15 protein-coding genes and 1 riboswitch are annotated in these 24,290 nt (G+C 51.3%); of the genes, 12 read left to right on the top strand and 3 right to left on the bottom strand.

The genetic code is table 11. The features are described 5' to 3' along the window. The first annotated feature begins 165 nt into the window (after positions 1 to 165). Positions 166 to 358: riboswitch (cobalamin riboswitch) on the top strand. Positions 359 to 488: 130 nt separating this feature from the next. The 4 genes from QZ303_RS05865 to QZ303_RS05850 all read left to right on the top strand — a co-directional run bounded on the left by QZ303_RS05865 (position 489) and on the right by QZ303_RS05850 (position 5,636). Further along, the gene (locus QZ303_RS05865) at positions 489 to 1,496 is read left to right on the top strand and encodes a DUF4465 domain-containing protein (protein ID WP_295730462.1); all 1,008 of its coding nucleotides are present in this window, start codon (positions 489 to 491) and stop codon (positions 1,494 to 1,496) included. Continuing rightward, the gene (locus tag QZ303_RS05860) at positions 1,493 to 2,473 is read left to right on the top strand and encodes a hypothetical protein (RefSeq protein ID WP_295730460.1); all 981 of its coding nucleotides are present in this window, start codon (positions 1,493 to 1,495) and stop codon (positions 2,471 to 2,473) included. The genes QZ303_RS05865 and QZ303_RS05860 overlap by 4 nt, the downstream gene beginning before the upstream one ends. A 59-nt stretch (positions 2,474 to 2,532) precedes the next feature. Then, the gene (locus QZ303_RS05855; protein ID WP_295730474.1) at positions 2,533 to 3,579 is read left to right on the top strand and encodes a YncE family protein; all 1,047 of its coding nucleotides are present in this window, start codon (positions 2,533 to 2,535) and stop codon (positions 3,577 to 3,579) included. A gap of 98 nt (positions 3,580 to 3,677) precedes the next feature. Continuing rightward, on the top strand, positions 3,678 to 5,636 hold the full coding sequence (locus tag QZ303_RS05850; RefSeq protein ID WP_295730471.1) for a TonB-dependent receptor: 1,959 nt from the start codon (positions 3,678 to 3,680) through the stop codon (positions 5,634 to 5,636). A gap of 92 nt (positions 5,637 to 5,728) precedes the next feature. Here QZ303_RS05850 and QZ303_RS05845 read toward each other — a convergent pair whose 3' ends face one another. The 3 genes from QZ303_RS05845 to QZ303_RS05835 are packed head-to-tail and all read right to left on the bottom strand — an operon-like array spanning position 5,729 to position 9,723. Continuing rightward, positions 5,729 to 6,607 carry a carbohydrate kinase gene (locus QZ303_RS05845; protein ID WP_295730458.1) on the bottom strand — a complete coding sequence of 293 codons (879 nt, stop codon included), beginning with the start codon at positions 6,605 to 6,607 and terminating at the stop codon, positions 5,729 to 5,731. A 50-nt stretch (positions 6,608 to 6,657) separates the two neighbouring features. Further along, on the bottom strand, positions 6,658 to 7,842 hold the full coding sequence (locus tag QZ303_RS05840) for an MFS transporter (RefSeq protein ID WP_295730456.1): 1,185 nt from the start codon (positions 7,840 to 7,842) through the stop codon (positions 6,658 to 6,660). A 30-nt stretch (positions 7,843 to 7,872) separates the two neighbouring features. After that, a complete protein-coding gene (locus QZ303_RS05835; protein ID WP_295730453.1) occupies positions 7,873 to 9,723 on the bottom strand; it encodes a GH32 C-terminal domain-containing protein in 1,851 nt (616 codons plus the stop codon). A 337-nt stretch (positions 9,724 to 10,060) separates the two neighbouring features. On the opposite strand from QZ303_RS05835, the gene QZ303_RS05830 reads away from it, so the two are divergent. From QZ303_RS05830 to QZ303_RS05795, 8 genes are all read left to right on the top strand, one after another. Next, on the top strand, positions 10,061 to 12,802 hold the full coding sequence (locus QZ303_RS05830) for a substrate-binding domain-containing protein (protein ID WP_295730451.1): 2,742 nt from the start codon (positions 10,061 to 10,063) through the stop codon (positions 12,800 to 12,802). 275 nt (positions 12,803 to 13,077) lie between these two features. After that, positions 13,078 to 16,095: a TonB-dependent receptor gene (locus QZ303_RS05825; RefSeq protein ID WP_295730448.1), complete on the top strand. Its 3,018-nt coding sequence runs from the start codon at positions 13,078 to 13,080 to the stop codon at positions 16,093 to 16,095. A gap of 34 nt (positions 16,096 to 16,129) precedes the next feature. Further along, complete coding sequence (locus QZ303_RS05820; protein WP_295730446.1) at positions 16,130 to 17,899, top strand: RagB/SusD family nutrient uptake outer membrane protein; 1,770 nt, start codon at positions 16,130 to 16,132, stop codon at positions 17,897 to 17,899. 745 nt (positions 17,900 to 18,644) lie between these two features. After that, entirely contained in the window at positions 18,645 to 19,757 is a 1,113-nt protein-coding gene (locus tag QZ303_RS05815) for a PCMD domain-containing protein (RefSeq protein WP_295730444.1), read from the top strand. 3 nt (positions 19,758 to 19,760) lie between these two features. Further along, positions 19,761 to 20,549: a porin family protein gene (locus QZ303_RS05810; protein WP_295730442.1), complete on the top strand. Its 789-nt coding sequence runs from the start codon at positions 19,761 to 19,763 to the stop codon at positions 20,547 to 20,549. A 46-nt stretch (positions 20,550 to 20,595) separates the two neighbouring features. Beyond that, positions 20,596 to 21,924 carry a M18 family aminopeptidase gene (locus tag QZ303_RS05805; protein WP_295730440.1) on the top strand — a complete coding sequence of 443 codons (1,329 nt, stop codon included), beginning with the start codon at positions 20,596 to 20,598 and terminating at the stop codon, positions 21,922 to 21,924. 107 nt (positions 21,925 to 22,031) lie between these two features. After that, on the top strand, positions 22,032 to 23,177 hold the full coding sequence (locus QZ303_RS05800) for a hypothetical protein (protein ID WP_295730438.1): 1,146 nt from the start codon (positions 22,032 to 22,034) through the stop codon (positions 23,175 to 23,177). Between the two features lie 455 nt (positions 23,178 to 23,632). Continuing rightward, on the top strand, positions 23,633 to 24,290 hold a 658-nt coding region (locus QZ303_RS05795; RefSeq protein ID WP_295730436.1), incomplete at its 3' end, for a leucine-rich repeat domain-containing protein.

Below are 24,290 nucleotides of genomic sequence, written 5' to 3'. Positions count from 1 at the left end.
AAAACGTTTTCTTCCGGCTAATCGCTAATTTTGCAGTTGCCAGTTGAGAGTAGGGATGCATCGTTTTTTCACCCACTCAGCACAAGCAGAAAATGATTATCATTGATATCTGAGAAATAATTCCTAAATTTGCCGCCGGATTGGTTGCTCCCCGCTTGAAGAGTCAAGATTGACGGGGCTATCCGCAGCATATCAAAAGTGCGCTGAGGATTGGGAATCCGGTGTGAATCCGGAACAGTACCCGCTGCTGTAATTTCCACATAAAAGTCTGTCGCAAGATGCCATTGGCCATAATGCCGAGAAGGCGCGACCCCGACCGGAATAAGTCAGAATACCTGCCAATCCACTCCGGACTGCATTGCCTACGGGATTATGGGTGCTACTAATCACGACATTCCAATCGGATTAAATAATGATTCATATCCCGTTAAGCAAAGCAAAATCTGCGATGTTTGAACGGGATTATTCTTTTTTAACTATTATAACCAATGAACAGAATCATTATTCCAGCTCTCTCCGTTGCATGTGCGCTCATTGCAAACGCACAATCCGATATCATAACCCTCGACCTTACAAAGGCCACCACAGAACTTAAATTCGATGCAGAGACCGGTGCATGGGCCGGCACTTACGATGACGATGCACAGAGCATTGACAGCCAATGCTTCTCTTTCGTACACAATTCTATGGGTGAATACAAGACTTGGTGGGGATTCACCGCCTCAAACTCGGCAGACAACACCCGACGTGACGACACAATCAAATTCCAATTCAGCAATATGGCCAAGGGAGGCATATGCCTCAACGACGACGGCACAGTAATGACCGATGAGAACGGCATGCCTGTTGTAAGCGCCGATGTCCCCTATCTCGTGTCATACGCAAACAAATATTACGGACAGCATCCCGCCGACATGGCCTTCAACGATGGCAAAGCATATGAAGCAATCGGTGTCTACGTGAATCTCAACAGCTATCCCTATTACTGCATAGAATATGGCGATGCGTTCGCACGCGCCTTCCACAACGGCGACAGGTTCACCCTTACCATCCACGGAATAGCTCCGGACAACAGCGAAAAAGCCATAGATGTCGACCTTGCATCCTACACCAACGGCGACCTCACAATAAACCGAGGTTGGAAATATGTCGATCTGACCTCTCTCGGAGTAGTGAACGAGATTTATTTCAGCTTGGTGAGCACTGATGCCGCAGCATGGGGCGACAACACTCCTGACTATTTCTGCCTCGACAAGCTCATGGTAAAGCCGACAGGAACTTCTGCCATATCATCTGTAAATCCCGACGACACAACCATCACATATGACCGTGCATCCCGCACCGTAAGTATAGGCAATGCCGGCTTTGCAGCCGTCTACGATACAGCCGGTCAGCGAGTAATGGCCTCCGACTCCAATACATTCAGCATTGCATCCCTATCCGCAGGAGTATACATAATCAAAGCCCGAAATTCAAACCTTAAGATTGTAAAATGAGAATCTATCTATCCATAGTTCTTGTTGCCACGATATCGGCGTCCATGCTGATGTCGTGCAACAAGGACGAAATCATCGAAACCACCGTTCCCGGAAATCCCGACAACGGGTTTCGTCCGTCAAAACCGGGAAGTTCCGAGATGAGCGCCCGTGTATATGGTTGGACTCCGGCACCGGGACAGTTCATCAACGAACCGACAATGATTGAGACCATCGACGGTGACATAACCCCCGAAGCGGCAGCCTCGTGGGCACAGCAACGGCTCTCCGACAAGATGTTTGTTTCTCTCGGAGGATTCGGAGGCTACATTATCGTAGGTTTCGACCACAGCATCGTCAACAGCAACGGCAGCTACGACTTCGCCGTAGTGGGAAATTCATACTTCAACGGTTCGAGTGGCACAGGCGGTTCTAACGAACCGGGAATAGTCTATGTCATGCAGGACACCAACGGCAACGGACTCCCCGACGACACATGGTATGAACTTAAGGGAAGCGAAAGCGAAAAGCCGACAACAATGCGCGATTATGCAGTGACATATACACGCCCCAACGCACCGGCCACCGCCGTACAATGGATTGACAACAAAGGCAATTCAGGCACCATCGACCATCTTCCTTTCATCCATAAACAAGATTATTACTACCCCCTTTGGATAAAAGCAGACACTTACACCCTCGCAGGCACCTGCCTCGCGGCACGAACGTCACAGAACTCATCTACCGGCATGTGGAACAACAGCGCTTTCGAATGGGGATATGCTGACAATATGGGTGCCGACAACATATCCATGTCTTATGGGCGACAGTGCAATCGCTTCCGCATATCCGATGCAATGGACCGGGACGGCAAAACCGTATTCCTCTCCCACATAGATTTCATAAAGGTGCAGACAGCCGTCAATTCCAAGGCCGGCGCACTCGGCGAAGTCTCGACAGAGGTATTCGGGTTCATTGACCTCGCTCTGGCAAAATAACACACCTGAAACCATACATCATGCATATCACGTCCCCTCGCCTCACAATTCTCCGTTGCATGATAGCCGTCAGCTATTGTTGCATCCTGCAATCATGCATGAAATGGGACTATGGCCGTGAAGAAGAGTTTACCATTCCATCCCACGGATTATTCATCACCAACGAAGGCAACTACCAGTACGGCAACGCCACTCTTTCATTCTATGATCCGACCTCAAAGACGGTAGAAAACGAACTGTTTTTCCGAGCCAACGGATACCGTCTCGGCGACGTGGCGCAGTCCATGACCATACATGATGACAAGGGGTGGATTGTGGTCGACAACTCCCACGTGATTTTTGCTATCGACACACGCACCGGCAAAGAGACCGGACGTATCGAGGACTTCACCGCCGCACGCTATATCCATTTCCTCAACGACCGTAAAGCCTACGTGACCCAACTTTGGGACAACCGCATATTCATCATCGATCCGGCCACATACTCCATAAGCGGCTACATCACCGTGCCGGACATGGAGATGGGCAACGGTTCCACGGAACAGATGGTGCAGCAAGGCCGGTATGTCTACTGCACCTGCTGGAGTTATCAGAACAGTGTGATAAAAATTGATACCGAGACGGATTGTGTGGTCGACCGTCTCATAGTTGGACTTCAGCCATCCTCGATAGCCCTTGACAGCAACGGCAAGCTGTGGGTGCTTACCGACGGCGGCTACGAAGGGAGTCCCTACGGCCACGAACCGCCCACGATATGCCGCATAGACCCCTCAACATTTTCCGTCGAGCAACGTTTCACCATGCGCCTCGGCGAATCCCCCTCCGAACTTCAGATCAACGGGTCGGGTGATACCCTATATTGGATCAACGGTGGCATCTGGAGCATGAAAATAGATTCACAGGCTTTGCCTTCAGACCCCGTCATTCCCGACCAAGGCACTATATATTACGGTCTTACCATAAGTCCCTTCGCCGGCGACATATACATAGCCGATGCAATTGATTACCAGCAGCAGGGCATGATTTACCGCTATTCACCACAAGGCACGCTCATCGACAGATTCTACGTCGGAGTGAACCCGGGAGCATTCTGCTGGAAACAATAAAAGTCCCCGACATGACATTCAACCGACATATACCCCTTCCTGCCTATGTATTGGCTACCGTATCGGTTCTAATCCCGGCACATGCTGCAGGGCAGACAATGCACCGGCTCGGCGAAGTCGTCTATACGGCAAGACGTCCGATGAAAGATATCGGAGTGCAGAAAACCGTACTTGATTCAGCCATGCTGAAAGAAAACATAGCCTTGTCGATGGCCGACGTGCTCACATTCAATTCATCGATATTCGTCAAAAGCTACGGACGAGCCACACTCTCGACGGTAGCGTTCCGGGGCACCTCGCCGAGCCACACCCAGGTAACATGGAACGGCATGCGAATAAACAGTCCAATGCTTGGCATGACCGATTTCTCCACCATACCATCCTTCTTTATCGACAAAGCCTCACTCCTGCATGGCACATCATCCATAAACGAAACCGGAGGAGGCCTCGGCGGACTCATAAGTCTCGGCACAACACCGGACATACCCGACGGTATCGGGCTGCAATACGTGCAAGGGATAGGCTCGTTCAGTACCTTCGACGAATTCGCCCGCATAACCTACGGCAACGACAAATGGCACGTGTCGACACGTGCTGTCTACTCCTCATCGCCCAACGACTACACATATACCAACCACGACAAGAAGCTCAACATCTACGACGAGAGCCACAACATCATCGCCCAATACCATCCGCGCGAGCGCAACCGCAGCGCATCGTTCAAGGATTTCCACCTGCTTCAGGAAGTGTATTACAACACCCTGCACGGCAATCGTTTCGGTTTCAATGCATGGTACACAAGCTCCAATCGCGAACTTCCGCTACTCACCACCGACTACGCCGAGTCCGGCTTCGAAAACAGGCAGCGCGAACAGACACTCCGCACCATACTCACATGGGATCATAATCGCAGCTCATGGCGCACAGGTGTCAGCGGAGGATATATCCACACATGGATGGCCTATGACTACCGACGTGAGGTAGCCAACGGCAACTGGACCACCATGACACGTTCGCGCAGCCACGTCAACACCTTCTATGCCAAAGCCGACGGGGAATACACTCCATCACGTCAATGGTACTTCACCACAAACGTATCGGCCCATCAGCACCTCGTAAAAAGCGAGGACCGCAACATAATACTCCAGGATGAAAACCGTGCCATAGTAGGCTATGACAAGGGACGCCTGGAGCTGTCAGCCTCCGCCTCCGCCAAATGGCAGCCTGTCGACAGGCTCGGCATGTCGGTCACGCTCCGTCAGGACATCTACGGCGACAAGACCGCCCCTGTCATTCCCGCCTTTTTCATCGACGGGATAATCTCGCGCACCGGCAACATAATGTTCAAGGCCTCCGTGTCGCGCAACTACAGGTTTCCATCGCTCAACGACCTATACTTCCTTCCCGGCGGTAATCCGGATTTGAAAAGCGAGCACGGATTCAGCTACGATTGCGGCGCGACATTCAACACGGGAAATCCAGAAAAATTTGCCATATCAGGAGGTGTGACCTGGTTTGACAGCCGCATCAGTGACTGGATAATATGGCTACCCACCACCAAAGGATTCTTTTCGCCACGAAACATGAAAAAAGTGCACGCATACGGACTTGAAACAAGATTCGACATCGCAACACAGCCATTCAAAGGCTGGCGTCTGGATATAGGAGCATCATATTCATGGACACCGTCAATCAACGACGGCGACAAGCTTACCGAGGCAGACAAATCCGTCGGCAAACAGCTCCCATACGTGCCCCGACACTCAGCATCGCTCACAGGATGCCTCTCATGGCAATCATGGTCGTTTCTATACAAATGGGTCTACTACTCCCGACGCTTCACAATGTCAAGCAACGAATACACACTCACCGGCCATCTCCCCGAATATTTCATGAACAACATATCTCTCGAAAAGCGTCTCTCGTTTCGTCCTCTCGACCTGTCGTTGAAACTCGCCGTAAACAATCTATTCAATGAAGATTACCTTTCGGTACTCTCCCACCCCATGCCAGGCATCAACTTCGAGTTTTTCATATCCATCACTCCAAAGTTATGACCGCCATACTGTAGCCAACCTTCAATATAAGAATAAATGTGCCGCATCACAAACGACGCGGCACATTCCATTTAAAAATCTAACGTTCCTGATTATTCAGCGAGTTCACGGGGAAGCACCGGCATCGCACCGTTACATGTACACACGAATGCCGAAGTGTCGACAGCCCGTCTGTGAGCCTCAGCCACCGGCTTTCCTTTCAGGATACTTGAGATGAATGCTGCGGTAAACGAGTCGCCGGCACCAACCGTATCGGCCACCTTGACCTTGGGGGTAGGCAGGAACGACACATTGCCCGGAGTGAACACATAGCTGCCGTTGATGCCGCACGTGAGGATGAGCATCTTCAGGTTGTACTTGCCTAAGAGAATCCAGCACTTGTCCTGGAGATCTATGCCCGGATAGCCGAACATGCGGCTTACGGTCACCAACTCCTCATCATTTATTTTAAGGATGTTGCATCTCTCCATAGAGTTGCAGAGAATCTCCTTGTTGTAGAATCCCTGACGCAGATTCACGTCAAATACCACGAGATTGCTTTCATTATCCGGCATAGCGTCAAGGAACTTGTTGATTGTCTCACGCGACACCACATTACGCTGTGCCAGCGAGCCGAAGCATACGGCCTTTGTCCTCTCGGCCAGTTCCTCAAGAGCGGGTGTCCAGGGAATATTGTCCCATGCCACGTTCTCTTTTATTTCGTATTGAGGCACACCGGCCTGGTCTATTTCCACCTGCACGGTGCCTGTGGGATATGGAACTTTCTCGATAAGCTGCTTCAACCCCTTCGCGGTGAAGTTTTCCAGAATCTCGTCACCGAGCGCGTCATTGCCGACGGCGCTCACCACACAGCTCGGAAGTCCGAATTGTGACACATGGTATGCGAAGTTTGCAGGCGCACCGCCAATCTTCTTTCCTTCGGGAAGTACGTCCCATAGCGCCTCTCCCATGCCTACTACTATATCATTCATAATCAAATGGTATTAAAATATCTATTTAGTTAACTTTATTTTTTCGCAAATCATTTATTATTGATTCTCAAGGTGTAATACATGAGATATAAAACCCCGGCCGTCATTACCCCGACAGCACCGGCCTGCCCTATCGAATCTGCTGCGAATCCCATGGCGAGAGGGAACACAGTACCTCCGAAAAGACCCATTATCATGAGTCCTGACACTTCGTCTTTCTCGTTAGGAGAAGAATTCAAGGCCTGGGCGAATACTACGGAAAACACATTCGAATTGCCGAATCCGATCAATCCGATTCCTATGTATAGGGAGGTAAGAGTATCGCAGACAAACAACATACCCATGGCCAGAAGCATCATACCGACACTTATCCCCAGAAATATCTTCGGAGACATTGATCTGAGGATTAAAGCTCCTAGAAAACATCCTGCGGTTCGGAAGATAAAGTAGATGCTGGTGGCGAATCCGGCTTCCTCAAGAGGGAGTCCTATCCGTTCCATTATAATCTTCGGGGCTGTGGTATTTGTACCCACATCTATACCCACGTGACACATGATGCCCAAGAAGCAAAGAAGAATGAACGGACGTTTCAACAGTTTTATGCTCTCGCCAACTCCCGAAGCCTTGTCAGGACGCTCTTCTTCAATAGGTGTCGCCGAAAGAACCGATATAGAGAGAAAGCTGATTACGGCGTATATCACGAACAACGAACGCCATCCGAGTCCGAATGTTGGAAAAACCGTAGTAGCACCCCAGGCGGCAATGACAGGCGCGAGAAACGATGCTATAGCCTTTACGAACTGGCCGAATGTCAATGTCGATGCAAGTTTGTCGCCACCGATGAGATTAGTAACCAGAGGATTGAGAGATGTCTGCATGACGGCATTCCCGATTCCAAGCAGAGAAAACGACACGAGCATAACCCAATAGCTGTCACCGAACGCCGGGATAAACAGCGACACCACTGTAATCATCTGGCTTATAAGTACAGTCCTTTTACGTCCGATCCGGTTCATCAGCAATCCCGTTGGCACGGAAAAAATCAGGAACCAAAAGAAAACGAGTGAGGGAAACAGGTTAGCCTGCGCGTCGGTAAGTCCCAGATCTTTCTGTACGTAATTGGAAGCCGTGCCGACAAGATCGACGAAGCCCATCACGAAGAAACAGAGCATTACCGGAATTATTTGCATCAGTGAAGTCTTTTTATCCACTGTAAGCGGTCTTGATACGTCCATATTGAGTTTTTGTCTTTAGTTTAAATGTTATTAATCATTCATTGGGGTCAATGAGTATATCTTAAGATTCCTCACGTCAGCCTTTCCATCGGCAGAACTGAATGATATATTACTGTAAGGAGAGGTCGGAAACACAAGATTGGTCATGGCAAACTTCCCATCTCCCTCAAACACCTCTATGCTCGAACGGTCGACGAACATACGCACTTTAAGAGGCTCGTTGTCTTTGCCGAATGTAGGAGCGACAGTCACCGAAGGAAAGTCCTGACTGAAATCCGTAATACCGCTGTTGCGCCTGTCAAACGAAAGAGTGCCCTCGACAGGACTGTAAACCATCTCAACCTTCTCCCCCTTGTCGTTGGAAAGCACTACAGATACATTTGCATTTTTTCTTGCGAATATATCAAACTCAATCTCGCAGATCCCGTCATTTGCTGTAGGCAAGGCAACCTTACGGGGATTCTTGCCCACCGATAGCCTGTTCTGACGAACGACAAGCCGGTCTCGCAAAGTCTCGACTTCCGGCGACGGCATCGTAGAGACATAAACCTGTCCGTCGGGAGCAGTGAAAAGCCCCATCTCCCGTGGAAGGGTGTTGGCACTACGGAACTGCATCGTCGGAACTTCTGCGGCATACTGCCAGTTGCTCATCCATCCTATCACCGTACGGCGGTTGTCGGGAGCGTCGCTCCAGCTGACGGTAGCATAATGGTCCTTGCCGAAGTCCATCCACTTTGTCGGCACATTGCCTTCCGCGTCCCTATCGGGAACGAATGTAATCCCGTCGAAATCTCCTATGAAATATTGGGCAGCACTCCCTCCGAAGGGTCCGCCGGGGTTGATGTTGCATATCAGCATCCATTTCTTCGTTTCGCCGCCATCGACAGGAAGCTCGAACAGGTCGGGACATTCCCACACACCATCCTGCGCGCCCAACCCTTTTCCGAAAGCACTGCGCAGAGTCCACTCCTTCAGATCCGGGGAGGTGTATATAAGCATCTCATGGTCGAGCGCATGCGCAAGAAGAAGATTCCACTGGCCGGTGGCGGCATTCCAGAACATGTTGGGGTCGCGGGCCTCGCTCTCCTGGGTTATTACAGGATTCCCTGGATATATCTCGAATGTCTCACCGTTGTCGTTGCTGTGGGCAAGGCTCTGTATCTGGCTTGCCGCAGCGGATGTATATAGCGACACTATCGCATCTTTCCCGAAGCCGGCCGTATTACCGGGATCAAGCGCCGAACTTCCGCTGAACACATAGCCGAGTCCGTTAGGCTCGATAGCCACAGGATGGTGTTCCCAGTTCACAAGGTCTTTCGATGAAGAATGTCCCCAGCTAAGGTTCTGCCATTTGGAACCATATGGATTCCACTGATAGTAGAGATGCCACACTCCATCCTTGTATACCATTCCGTTCGGATCGTTCATCCACCCGTAAAGAGGAGTATGATGAAACGCCGGACGGTATTTTTCCCTGTTGGTAGTGTCGAACGTATCAGACAGCGCAAAATGCGACCAGCATGCATCTTCCTTGACATCACGCACCGACGAGCGGCTCTGCGACGTCACTATGTTGAGGACCACATCATGACCTGCATACTTCTCCAGGTCGAAAGGCACACAGTAATCGACTTTTGTCTTGGCCAAACGCACAGACAGAGTGCGGTCAAGCTTGCCATCGACAAGCACGTTCACAGTAGCATCATCAATGCTCTCCTGCACCGGCATAAGCAGAAACTTGTGTCCGCCATCGACACGCACCAACGTATTGTTGACTCCGAGATGATTCACCGTTACGCCCTCCCCCGCAGCCATAACCTCGGGATTCAAGAGAGAGACACCGGCTATCAAGGTGACAACTCCGGTTGTTATCTTATTCATATTTTCTATTATTTTAATTGGTGGTAAAAATTCAGGTTAATGAAGAATCAGTGATGACACCTTTTCATGGATACGCCGCCTCGGGACTTATCAGGTGCAGCGTTTTCATACTGCAAAACTACGATATTGGCAATCGATAGCATATAAAAAAACGGGCATAAACTATAAAATCCGTTGTGCAGGCATCATTTTTCGTATTGCCTGCATTATTTTTCATACGATTATCACTATCTTTGACAACGATTTAGATACAATCGCCCGGCAAAAGCGAATAAATCGGCTTTTGCGCTCAACTTACGTGTATCTTTACATAACCGATCCAATGAGAAACATTTTTATGGGAAAAAGGCTGATATACTTCATCACGATATTCATATCCATAACCCTTGCTGCCTGTTCCGAGGGAAAGGTCTACAAGATAGGTGTGTCACAATGCAGCCAGGATGACTGGCGTTCGAAGATGAACGACGAGATAAACCGCGAGATAATGCTGCATGAGGATGCCGTAGTCGAGATACGCTCGGCCGATGACAGCAATGCCAAGCAGATTGCAGATATACGTTATTTCGCAGACAACGGCTTCGACATAATCATCGTGTCGCCAAACGAAGCCGAAGCCCTTACTCCGGCAATAAAAGATGTATATGACAGAGGTATTCCAGTAATCATTTTTGACCGCAACATAATCGGCGACACCTATACCGCACATATAGGTGTCGATGACATGGGAATAGGACGTCAGGCGGCACATTATGCATTACATATAGCAACTGACGGACATCCGAAGGTAATCGAGATATTCGGTCTCCCGGGTTCCACACCAGCTGAAAACCGCCATGAGGGATTCTCGGAAGAGCTAACGGCCAACGGTGGCAAGATAATAGCAAGCGAACCGGGCAACTGGAACAAGGAAGATGCCATACCTGTCGTCGACTCCCTGTTGCGCATATATCCCGAGGTCAACCTCATTTACGCCCACAACGACCGAATGGCCATCGGAGCCTCGGAAGTGGCCCACAGCCTCAGACGAGATGACATAAAGATAATCGGAATAGATGCCGCGCCGGAGATAGGCATACGCGCCGTCGCCGACAGCGTGATCGACGCCACTTTCCTATATCCTACGGAAGGCCACCGTCTTATCCAAACCGCGCTTGCCATATTGAAAGGCGAACCTTACAGCCGCAACGTACAAATTCCGGCCTCCTCGGCGGTAGACCTCTCCAATGCCGACATACTTCTTCTGCAAGACGAGGGACTCAAGGAAGAAACACGCAAGATGAAGGTATTGAAAGAAAAGATCGACGACTACTGGGCACAGCACTCTTCGCAGACATTCCTTTTCTATGCAAGCATAGCGATAATCGTGCTGCTCTTCGGGGTGATTTTCCTTGTACTGAGGGCATTCTGGCAACACCACCGTCACCAGGCAGCCCTTATGAGCCAGAACAAGCTGCTTGAAGAACAGCGCGACATGCAGAAGTCCCTCAACGAGAAGCTTCAGGAGGCCACCCAGTCGAAACTCATGTTTTTCACCAACGTCTCACACGACCTGCGCACACCACTCACACTAATAGCCGAGCCTGTCGCCCAACTGAACGGGGCATCGAACCTGACAGCCCAACAGCAGTCGCTCGTCACAATTGCCGACAAGAATGTGAAAATATTGCGCCGGCTAATCAATCAGATACTCGACTTCAGGAAATACGAGAACGGAAAACTCGACCTCCATCTATCAGAAATAGACTTCGGGCGCACCATCGCCGAATGGATGGAAGCTTTCTACCCGATAGCACGCAAACGCGACATAAAGCTTTCACTCGACCATCCGGATGGGGACAAACCCGTCATAACGGCATTGGATACGGAGAAAATCGAACGGGTATTCTTCAATCTCATCTCCAATGCATTCAAATACACCCCCGACAACGGCACGATTTCAGTATCTTACCGTGTCATCGGCGATAACCTCACGATAAAAGTATCCGACACGGGAGAAGGGATAAGCGAACGCGACCTCGGCAACATATTCGACCGCTTCTATCAGGTGGACCGTGTCCATCCAAAAGGCTCAGGCATAGGACTTTCGTTAGCCAAAGCGTTCGTAGAACTGCATGGAGGCACAATCTCGGTTGAAAGCACACTCAATAAAGGCTCAGTGTTCACCGTCGTACTCCCTATGCGCCACATATCCGGCAATGTGACGGCATCTCTGGAAAGGAACATAACCGACAAAGAAGTCTCCGCCGAACTTTCCACCCCCGAATCTGAAATCCGATTTGACGCCGAAAAGCCACTTCTGCTTGTCATTGATGACAACAAAGACATTTTATACCTCATAAATACCCTTCTGCAAGATACTTATAATATCATCACCGCCCCTAACGGACGCGAAGGAGTGAGACTTGCCGTAAAGTACATCCCCGACCTGATAATATGCGACGTGATGATGCCCGTAATGGACGGCCTGGAATGTTGTCGCCGCATAAAAGAGGAGGTATCCACCTCACATATACCAGTCCTCATGCTTACGGCATGCTCCATGGACGAGCAGCGTGTACAGGGCTACGACAACGGTGCCGACGGATATCTTGCAAAGCCATTCAACGCCGATGTGCTCAGGTCGCAATGCGCCTCGCTCATTTCCAACCGCAAGCGCATAAAGGAGTTGTGGAACTCCAGAGATACAGCAGTAGGTCAAACCACCCAACAACCACACCCATCTCCACGCCCCCTTCCCGTCTCGGACATCGACAACGATTTTTATCGGCGCTTTCTCGACATACTGAAAGCGGACATGGGAAATTCCGACCTCAATGTCGACAAAATCGCATCATTGATGGGTCTTGAGCGCTCGCAATTCTATCGTAAGATAAAGGCCCTTACAAATTATTCGCCGGTAGAACTGATTCGCCGCCTACGCTTGAAGCAGGGACACAACCTGCTGCTCACAACCGAAAAGACCGTGAGCGAGATTGCCTACGAGACCGGATTCTCCACGCCGGCTTACTTCACAAAATGCTATCGCGACGCCTACGGCGAAACTCCTATCGAAGCCCGCAATCGATTGGGTCGATAAATACAAGAAGGTAAACAGTGAATGCAGATACTCTTGCCACGTGCCGTTCCTGCATACATAAACCAATACATACCAGCCACTTACTCAACACAGGACGTTGATTGTCGTATTTGTTGCAAAACCTTTCAAAATCCGTGCGTCACACGTTTTTTGATATGTGGTACATCATCCCTTATATGCCGGAGCATGGTGTGCTTCATAAATTTGCAGCATAAAATTCACCAACCAATATCAACATGAAAAAACAAATCATCAGTGCGATTTTGCCATTCATTATGGCAATCACGGCACAGGCACAGAACATCACGGTGCATGGAACCGTTATTTCCATGACCGACGATGAGCCTCTGATTGGAGCCAGCATCATTTCAGATGTAAAAGGGTCGGCAGGGACAGCTACCGACATCGACGGAAATTTTACCATGACAGTCCCGGAGGGATCATACATCACAGTGTCATATGTAGGCTATCGTTCAAAGAAACTGGCCGCAGAGCCTCAGATGACAATATCTCTTGAGGAAGATGCCGCACTCCTCGACGAGGTAGTGGTAGTAGGCTACTCCTCCGAAAAAAAATCCGACCTAACCGGCTCGGTGTCCGTAGTAAAGATGAAAGATGTAGCCGACACTCCCACCGGCAACGTCATACAGTCGCTTCAGGGGCGTGTGGCCGGTATGAACATCACCACCGACGGAACCCCCGGCGGTCTCAGCACGGGAACATCCATACGTGGCGCATCCTCATTCCGAGGCGATGCCAACGGACCACTCTATGTGATCGACGGCGTGATGACACGCGAGAATCCTGGAACAATACTCAACAGCAACGATGTCGAATCGATACAGGTACTCAAGGATGCCGCATCAGCCTCCATCTACGGGGCACAGGCCGCCAACGGTGTCATAATCATCACCACCAAGCGCGCAAAGAAAGGCGAATGCCGAGTGACATTCGACGCCACACTAACCCTGCAGACCTATCAGAGCGGCCTCGACATTCTCAACGCCGACCAGTGGGGCGAGGTTTACTGGTCAGCCTATAAATATGCATACGGCACCACCCCGACATCGGAACTATACGGCAACGGCGCGACGCCCAAGCTGCAGCCCTACCCCAACCTCAACGGAATTACGGTCAATCCACAGAACACCGACTGGGAAAAGGAGATACACCGCACAGCCCTGATGCAGACATACAGTATCGGAATATCCAAGGGCGATGAAAACGGATCCTCATCCCTCTCCGTAAGCTGGCTCGACCACGACGGCATCATCAAGGGCTCCGACTTCCAGAAAGCCAACACCCGCTTCAGTTCCGACTACGGATTCCTCTCCAACCGCCTACGGGTAGGCGGCAACGTCACGGTCAACTGGTGGCGCCAGCATAATGCCCCCGGCGGAATCGAGGAGAACGCCATAAAGATGCATCCGGCCCGTACAGTCTACGACTCGGAGGGCAACTACAATGACCAGGTGGCATTCGACCTGAACGACACACCCAACATCATGCGGCAGATCGAGGAAGAGGCCACAAACAAGCGCGAATACTGGCGTGTGTTCGGAAATGCATATTTTTCCGTCGAGCCGATAAAGAATCTTATCATCAAGACCAACTTCGGCGTCAACTACCACAACGGCAACGACAAGATTTTCACCCCCGCCAACCTCCGCGACAAGACCAACAACCTCTATCAGTACTCAAGCAAGACCACCGACTGGGTGTGGACCAACACCGCGCAGTACAATGCCGACCTCGGCAAGAACTCGCTTATGGCGCTCATCGGCGTGGAGGCAAAACGCAACCACTTCGAGGACATGTTCGGCGAAGGCAAAGGGCTTGAGATCGAAGATCCCAACTACCTCTATCTCGGCAATGTCACCGCCAACAAGAACACAGGCTCTGGTGCGTCCAACTACTCGATGTTCTCCGTGTTCGGCAAGATCAACTACACATGGGACAACAAATACCTCCTCTCCTTCACACTCCGCCGCGACGCCTCGTCACGCCTCTCCACATCGCACAACTACGACTGGTTCCCCTCAGTATCCGCCGGTTGGCGCATATCACAGGAACGCTTCATGGAGGCGACTCGCTCGTGGCTCAGCGACCTGAAGATACGAGGCGCATATGGAGTGAACGGCAACGACATAATCGCCAATGATGCTTTCTACGCCAAATACGCAATGGATCTCGACCGTTCGGCCTATGCGATCGGTGGAGGCAACACCCTCTCGCCCGGCGCGTTACGCTCCCGCAGCACCAATCCCGACCTTACCTGGGAAAAGACCTATCAGACCAACATCGGTGTGGATGCCTCACTGTTCAACCACAAACTCTCGTTATCGGTTGACTACTTCCACAAAAAGACCAACGACATGCTTGTCGAGAAGCCATATATCGCCACCATCGGCGAAGGAGGCTACTGCTGGTACAACGGAGGATCGATGGTAAACAAAGGTGTGGAAATCACCGCCGAATGGCGTCAGTCGCTCAACAAAGACTTCAGCTACAGCATCGGACTCAATGCCACCATCATGAAAAACGAGGTGACCGGCCTGATGGATGACATCTACTATACATGGGGCGGTGGCAACGGCATCGACAAGAGTATCGTCGGCCAGGCACTCGGATCATGGATGGGCTACAAGACCGACGGCATATTCCGCACACAGGAAGAAGTGGATGCCTACAAGGAAAAATACCGCATAAGCTTCGGTGATCCCGGCGTGGGACGCGTAAGATATGTCGATACCAACGGCGACGGCGAGATCAGCGACCGCGACCGCACATGGCTCGGCACCGACCTGCCGAAAGCCCAGTTCGGCCTCAATCTCGGCGCCAACTGGAAAGGCTTCGACCTCAGCCTCTTCTTCAACAGCATCATCCGCGATGCATGGAACAACTCGAAATACTACACCGACTTCTTCCCCCTCTGGACCGGCAACCACGGCACACAGCTCCTTGAAGCAGCCCATGCCTACGACCGCTTCCTTGAGACAGGACGCTACACTTCCGACGTGCCCGCTCCTACCGTCAACAACTCCAACCGCGAGAATGAAGGCTCGGAATACTACATCGAGGACGGCTCGTTCATACGCCTCAAGACACTCTCCTTAGGCTACACGCTCCCGACCAAACTGCGCAATACATTGCGCCTGCAAAACGCCCGCATATACTTCCAGGCCCAGAACCTCTTTACCATCACAAAATACTCCGGTGCCGACCCCGAGGGACTCGGGTATCCCTACGCCCTTCCGCGCCAGTACACATTCGGCATACAGTTCGGTTTCTGATTCCTCCTCGTCCAACTCTTAATTTCTGATAAAAATGAGATTCAAAAACATATTGCCGATTGCGCTTGTCGGCCTCTCAATAAGCGCATGCTCCGACGATTTTCTGGAAAACAAGCCGCAAGGCCCTCTTTCCGACGGTAACATGAACGACCCTAAGGCCGTAGACCTTCTCGTCAACGGCGCATATGCGACATTCGGATGCCGCTATGCCGACTCAAATGATCCCCATTGGTTTCCGGTCACCAACTGGAGCTACGGCGAAGTCCGTGCCGACAACGCCTACAAAGGTGGAGGCGGCGAGACCGATGCCTGGGAGATCCACGATATGGAGACTGCCAAAATACAGCCGAACAACGGATTCCTCGACGGAAAGTGGTTCAATGTCTACTGCGGCATATCACGATGCAACTCGGCCATCAGGGCTCTGAACAAAGTCGATGAAAACGCGAACCATGCAAAGAAATCACGCATAGCGGAAGTACGCGTGATCCGCGACCACTGGTATTTCGAACTTGTGCGCCTGTTCAACCGGATACCATACATGGACATTGACCTTCCGGAAAATGAATATACTTCGGTGCGCAACGACGAATTTACACGTGAGGAGCATCTCGATCGAATCGCGAAAGACCTCCTCGAAGCAGCCAATGATCTCCCTGATACCCAGGCGGAAATCGGACGCGTCAACCGCCGAATCGCACTCGCCTATGCCGCCAAGGTAAAACTCTACCGGGCATATGAGCAGGATTCCCGGACCAACGCGGTCACCAACATCAACAAGCCCCTCCTCGGCGAGGTAGTGGAACTCATCGACAAGGTGCAAGGCTACGACCTGCTCTCCGACTTCCAGCATCTCGACCTCCTTGAATATGAGAACGGACCCGAATCGGTATTCGCCATACAATTCTCCAAAGATGATGAGTCAAGCGGCGTAGGGCGCATAAACTGGAGCATGCTGCTTAATTCGATGACAGGACCCGGCTGCCCCTGGCAGGGCGACGGATTCTTCCTCCCATCACAGGACCTGATCAACGCATATCAGACCGATGCCGACGGACTTCCGGTGTTCGACTATCAGGAGCATCCCGACTACGGCAAGGTAAAAATCGAGGATAACGGCGACTACCATCTCACCAATGTCGACGGTAACGTAGACCCCCGTCTCGACTTCGTGGTTGGCCGGCCCACCATCCGCTACAAGACCTATACCGAACGCCCATGCGGACTATGGGTGCGCAACCGCGACACATACGGCTACAACAACACCAAGCGTTTCTGGCTCTCTCCCGAATCAAAGGATGCCACCCAGGGATGGCCATGGGGTGCGTCGGCCCTGAACTGGCAGATAATCCGCTATGCCGACCTTCTCCTCTACAAGGCCGAAGCGCTTATCGAGATCGGTGGCAACGGACTTGAAGAAGCCCGCACGCTAATCAACCGTGTACGCGAACGCGCACAGAAAAGCGCGTATGTGAAGGACTTCAACGACCCCACAAAGGATGCCGCCAACTATAAAATCGGACTCTATCCCGCCACAGGATGGAATCAGGAGTACGCCCGCAAGGCTCTCCGCACCGAGATGCGCCTCGAAAAGGCCATGGAAGGCGAACGCTTCTTCGACCTCGTGCGTTGGGGCATAGCCAAAGAGACCATGAACGCATACTTCAAAGCAGAAAAGGACACACGCATATATTACCAGAACGCCACATTCGATACCGGCGAGGAATACTTCCCGATACCCGTGGCACAGTACAATTTCTCCGGAGGCATCTACGTCCAGAACCCCGGATACCCCTCATTTTAAGGGATAGCCAGACAAAAATAAGGTAAAAACGATTGGAAATGGCGGTGTGTCGAAATTCTACATACCGCCGTTTTTGTGTCCGGACGGGAGGGTGTTGTTAGAATGGCCTCAGATGGTAGGAGCTGAGACTGAGGATGATGGGAGCGTAGTTCCCTACGTGACCGCTATCGGCTTGCCGCTTTCGTAGCATCGCGGAGAAAGAACCCGAATGTCGATAGCGACGACCCAGATGAGCCATTATGACACACCCTCATTTCTGTATCTCTCTACATAATGCCGGTCATCCCGAAGTGCCCGATGCCGAACTTTTGTCCACCACGCCAAACTTGTCCATACATCAACTTGCAGCCCCGAGGTAAAAAGACAAAATCCGGATACGCTCGCGCGCTGCCGGATTTCTAACCTATGATTCACTTATTTGTTGTTGCTTTCTTCGTTATCAGTGCCCGGATGCCGGTATGCAAAATAAAATCGGCCCGGGTGGAAAACCGGGCCGAGCAGGAAAATATCTTTATAATTTTGCTTTTCTGTATGGTATCCGATTTTCTACGTAGCAAAGCTATACAATAATATTCTAATATCCAAATTTATTCGTAATATTTTTCAAGACGCGCCAAAATTGGATCTGAATCTGCTGCATGACACCACATTGGCAGTCACCATCCTGCCATGCTTCTGTTAAATTTTTTCATTATACCTATCAATGATGCCATACTTTCCCGGCAAATTGGTAAATTTGCATCCAATGAAACCGATCAGATACATAATCCCGTTGACTGCCATCGCTTTGGCCATGACAGGGTGCATCCGTACAGAACCTCTAAACGCCGAGTGCGACATCGTTGCCGCCACGCTTCCAGGCGACGTAATGTCGCAGAATGCCATCATAAGCAATTCTGAAGTGATTTTCTATGTAAACAAAGGTACGGACAAGACCCGGCTCGCACCGGAATTCGTATTGACAGAAGGTGCGTCGATCAATCCTCCAAGCGGCACGGTACGCGACTTCGAAACTCCGCAGACCTACACCGTCACCTCACAGGACCATCAATATGACAAGGTCTATACCGTCACCGTCAACAATCCCGGAATATCCCTCACCTACGATTTCGAGCACATAAGATATGTTGAGAATCCAAGGTATAAGTACGACGTGTTCTACGAAGTGAATCCCGACGGTAGTGAAAGCTTCGAATGGGCGAGCGGCAATCAAGGGTATGCGCTTACAGGTCGCGGCACGCTTGACCCGTCATCATTTCCCACATATCAGTCGGCCGACGGCCATGACGGCAAATGCCTCACACTGACCACGCGCACCACCGGGACTTTCGGCAATGCGATGAACGCACCCATCGCAGCAGGCAACCTCTTCATCGGCGACTTCGTGGTCAATCCAAGCGCACCCGCCAAATCGACACATTTCGGAAGGCCGTTCGACCGTAAGCCAATCAATCTCTCAGGATACTACCGCTACACACCCGGCGAGACATATTACCGTCTCAACAAGTCACTGAGCGACAAGCTTGAACCCGTTCCCGGGAAAGTAGACGAATTCAATATCTACGGAGTGCTGTTCGAGCGGCCTGAAATAGGCTATCTTGACGGCACCAACATACTTACATCGCCCGACGTGACGGCGGTAGCGCTCTTCAACGACGGCGACCGCACACCGTCCACCACATGGCGCCATTTCTCCCTCCCGTTCGTGTACCTTAAGAAGCTCGATTTCGAAAAGCTCTTCGACGGAAAATACTCGATCGCCATAGTAATGTCGTCAAGCATCGACGGTGACACATTCTCCGGCGCTCCGGGAAGCACGCTGATGGTCGACCAATTAGTACTAACATGTGAAGAATAACCAATGAAACAACATCCATACCGAATACTGATCTTCACCATTTCCTTCATTGTAGCCACATTTTCCGCAAAGGCACAAAACGAAACCACACAATTGCTCGAATGGTCGGTGCTCCACGGTCTCGAATATGAGATTTACGCCGGAGTGAACATCGGTGGAACCGCCCCCATGCCGATGCCTGCCGAGATACGGAAGATCGACGGATACAATCCCATGCTCAATCTTGCCCTCGGCGGAAACGTCACGAAATGGATCGACACAGCACCCCAATGGGGATTCTCCGTCGGCATATGCTTCGAGAACAAAGGCATGGACACCAAGGCAACCGTTAAAAACTACGGAATGGAGATAATCCAGGACGGATCAAGAATAGCCGGCAACTGGACCGGACGAGTCGACACCAAATATCATACGTCACTTATAACATTCCCGGTGCTTGCCCGTTGGCGACCAACTGCGCGATGGAACTTCCACCTCGGTCCATACATCGGACTGAGCCTGAACCATGAGTTCTCAGGCACGGTCCATGATGGATATCTTCGCGAAGGCGACCCGACAGGTACTAAGGTGGTTTTCGAAGGCGAGGCGGAAGCTCCCTATAACTTCGACAGCGACCTGCGCACGTTCCAATACGGACTACAAGGGGGTGCATCGTGGCGCGCTTTCAAACATCTCGCCCTCAGAGCCAACCTAAGCTGGGGGCTGAACGACATATTCAAAAAGTCGTTCAAGACGGTCGAATTCCCGCTCTATCCCATCTACGCCAATCTCGGATTCAACTACATATTCTGACTCCCGCCAACCACCCACAACCTGCATAATGCATAACGACACTATCATGACGGATCTACAAGACCTTACAGCTCACGAGGCCGACGGCCTTATCGAATTCCTGAACGCCTCCCCCTGCAACTTCTGGGCAGTCGACACCATACGCCGCACGCTCTCCGACCATGGCTATACCGAGCTTGACATGGCCGATTCATGGCGCGGCAAGCTCCACCCCGGCAGCCGCCACTTCGTGGTGAAGAACAATTCCGCCATCTTCGCCTTCCATATAGGTGACGGCTCCCCCACAAGCGCCTTCCGCATAATATCGGCACACAGCGACTCCCCCGGATTCCGCATCAAGCCCTCGCCCGAGATGAAATGCGACGGCGGTGTCGTCAAGCTTAACACCGAAGTCTACGGCGGACCGATACTCTACACATGGTTCGACCGTCCGCTCTCAATCGCCGGACGCGTGATGATGCGCGGCATCGACCCGCTGCACCCCGACACACGCCTCGTGCGCTTCGACGAACCCCTCCTCACCATTCCCCACCTCGCCATCCATTTCAACCGTTCGGTCAACGACGGGAATCCTCTCTCCCGGCAGAAGGACATGCTACCGGTCATAGGCATCGTAGATGATAAGGTCAACGCCAAGGGGATGGTGCTCCGCATGGTCGCCGACAAGCTGCAGTCCGACCCGCAACAGATACTCGACTTCGACCTCTCGCTCTACGACACAACCCCCGCCATGCGTTGGGGCAGCGACGGGGAATTCATCTCATCGGGCCGTCTCGACGACCTGTCGATGGCCTATGCCGCCATGCGCGCACTGCTCCTCGCCCCTGACACGCTCACACCGGAACCCGTAGTGAAGGTCATGGCCATATTCGACAACGAGGAGACCGGCTCCGGCACAAAACAGGGAGCGGCATCACCCATACTCCACACCATCATGATGCGCATAGTCGAGGCGTTCGGAGGATCGTTCGAGGATTTCTCGCGCGCCGTCGCCTCATCGTTCATGGTGTCTGCCGACAATGCCCACGCCGTCCATCCCAACTACGCCGAAAAGTACGATCCCACCAACCATCCGGTGGTTGGCGGCGGACCGGTCATAAAGATCAACGCCAACTGCAAGTATATGACCGATGCCGACTCGGCAGCCGTGTTCCGCGCCGTCTGCGAGCAGGCCGGAGTACCGTGCCAGTACTTCGTCAACCACAGCGACGTGGCCGGCGGCTCCACCCTCGGCAATATCCTCACGTCGCAGATCGACCTGCGAGGTGTCGACATGGGCGCGGCCCTATGGGCCATGCACTCAGTGCGCGAGACCGCCTCGGCAATAGACAATGCCTACATAATCCGCGCATTCACGCAGTTCTACTCCTGTTGAACCCTATATGAAGATGTGTCCCCGACGGCACATCTTCTTTTTTTGACCAATCATATTTTATTCAACAATCTTCAAGTTTTATTCAACAATTTTCAAGTATTTATCTTATGAAAAAACTTCTACTTAGCATGGCTTTCCTGGCCGGCGGAATCGCCCTGGCCGGCGCTACGGATTATGTGCTCTTCGACGGAAACGGCGGCTCTCTCGGATTCACGGGGGACAAAAATGGATGGTCGACCGAAGTCACAGTCGATGGCAAGACTTTCAAGATTGAGACTATCAAGGCCGAATCCACAAGCAATCTCGTAGTTCCCACAGGCCAGATCCGCGTGTACAAAAGCTCAAAGATTACAATTTCATCGTCCGACGTGGCCATGAAACAGATTACCTTGACAGCAAGCGAATCAAAGTACAACAATGCCATGACCCCATCCGAAGGCTGGGCTATTACGACCGACGGCCTCATCAACACCGCGACAAACGACAACGGGGCTGCTTCCGCCACTTTCACTGCCGCTGGCGGCCAGTTCCGCATACAGAAACTCGTAGTGAGTGATCAGGTTGCCGAAATCGAAGTTCCCGAGGCCGTATCCGTAAAGAGCGTGAAGGAGACTATCGCCAAGGAATCAGAGACGTCTGTAACAGTAGATTACCAACTTACAGTAGGCTTCGTGAATCGAAGCAACATATTTTGCTGCGATGCGGAAGGCGACTTCATCCAGATCTACGGTTCCAACACCTATAATGTAGGCGATGTTATTCCGGCAGGATGGGAAGGGAGCTACAAACTCTACAATGACTATACACCCGAACTTATTCCGACAGGCGATCTCCCCGTTGCCACCGCAGGCACGTTCACGCCCAAGGCTGTATCCGCTGCCGACATCACCAACGACCTTGTCAACAGTGTGGTGCTTGTAAAGGATGTAGTGTTTGACGCAGCCACTCCCGCAGAAAAAGCCAACTTCACAGGCACGAGCAACGGCGTTTCGCTCTCCCTGCGCAACAACTACCAGCTTGAGAGCGTGCCCGCAGGCACCTACGACGTTACCATCGTAGTCACCATCTACAACAACGCCCCCTCGCTCTACGTCGTCAACTATGCCTCCAAGACCTCCGGAATCGAGACAGTCGAGGATTCCGCTGAAACCGACATCGAATACTACAACCTCCATGGCTTCAGGGTGGCAAATCCCGCCCACGGCCTCTACATCCGCGTCGCCGACGGCAAAGCCACCAAAGTAATCCTCTAACCGGGAATCCTCTCTTTCCATAATCCACTACTCTACGGTGTGTCCGATTCAATCCGGCACACCGTTTTTTCGTGTCTGTACGAAACAATGAATGACAATACTTTATAATGAAACACACAGAGTCCACAGAGAGCATGGAGAATAAATGGATAAGAGGTTATTTTTAAACAACCTCTTATTCTCTGTGAACGCTATGGACTCCGTGCGTTTTATCCGACAAAATGTAGTAAACGGACATTGAGGATGATTGCGAGACACGCATTCAACACGAATTTCCACCCGTTAACAACATTTAACAAATGGGGGGGGTAGTCTGTGAAAGTATATGTAAATTTGAAGCGTTGAGGGATTTCCATGTCCGTCAACGTTTTTCAAACAATCACATTTCATATCCCAAATGAAGCCTGACATTGGAAACAGTGCCTCTTCCTAAGGAATCACCAAAAGATCAGATTATGAAAAAATTTCTGCTTTCCGCGTCTGCATTGTTGGCATCGCTGACAATGCACGCCCTTTCGTTCGTCTACGACAACGTGAGCTACACCGTCATCGACGAAACAACCTGTAGCGTGGACGGTGTCGTCTCCGATGACATCACCGTCGTCAATATCCCCGAAACCGTCTACTACACCACCGGACCGGCCTCGGCAGCCCGCTCCTGGGATCCCGGCACCACCTACGCCCTCACCGTCGTCGCCGTCAGTTACGAAGGTTTCTCAAATAACACAAAGATAACCGAAGTTTCCCTCCCTAAAACAATCACATCATTCGGCGTATCTGCATTCAACAATTGTACTGCTCTCACTACAGTGAATATTCCGCCGAAAGTTTCTAATCTCTCAAACTATTCATTTTGTGGATGCACTTCTCTGAATTCAATTACTATCCCATCATCCCTCAGGTCCGCGGATTTGGCATTCATGGATTGTGGTACAATAAATGAAGTCACCATAGCAGATAGCAACAAGAGTCTTAGCATCTCATTCTCAGGGACTAAGATAAAGAGTCTTTACCAAGGTCGTGATATTCCATCAAGTTTCGATAACAAGGGCATTGAAACGCTCGTAATTGGTGACTCAGTAACGGCCATAAACGGGTGGATGTTCGAAGAAA

This window comes from uncultured Muribaculum sp. (genome assembly GCF_910583865.1).
In the GTDB taxonomy this organism is placed as follows: Bacteria; Bacteroidota; Bacteroidia; order Bacteroidales; family Muribaculaceae; genus Muribaculum.
The sequence above is the reverse complement of the archived record's forward strand: the minus strand, read 5'-3'. Positions and strand labels throughout refer to the sequence as shown.